The organism is Adlercreutzia equolifaciens (genome assembly GCF_029076695.1).
GTDB lineage: Bacteria > Actinomycetota > Coriobacteriia > Coriobacteriales > Eggerthellaceae > Adlercreutzia > Adlercreutzia equolifaciens_A.
Genome location: NZ_JARFIK010000208.1, coordinates 1 through 327 on the forward strand (window position 1 = coordinate 1; position 327 = coordinate 327).

Sequence of the window (327 nt, forward strand, 5' to 3'; positions counted from 1 at the left end):
TGATCGAATCTACCAGTGAAACTGCTGAAATCGCTGCTGAGCCAAGATTACTGACTACCAGTGTATCCACAGTTCCCATAAATGAATTAAGGAGCTGATCTACTGCCAGTGGAATTAGAAGTGCAGCTAGTTTTTTATTGTCAAATAAACGATTTTGTTGTGTGGTTTCATTCATTTTACTCACTTCCTTTGTGTTTCACTCATCCTATTATCTCGACTTCACCAAATGCTTTCAGGAACTGCTTCACTCCGTATCCGTCAAACTCTGCCTCAACCATCAGATCATCTTCCGATCTTAACACTCCGACACCATACTTCGGATGCCTT

Annotated in this window: 1 protein-coding gene; it reads right to left on the reverse strand. The window is 41.3% G+C overall.

Translation table 11 applies throughout. The features are described 5' to 3' along the window. Positions 1 to 175, reverse strand: a 175-nt coding sequence (locus PZH32_RS14160) for an MATE family efflux transporter (protein ID WP_343074562.1), incomplete at its 3' end; no start/stop codon positions are given. Positions 176 to 327: the final 152 nt, after the last annotated feature.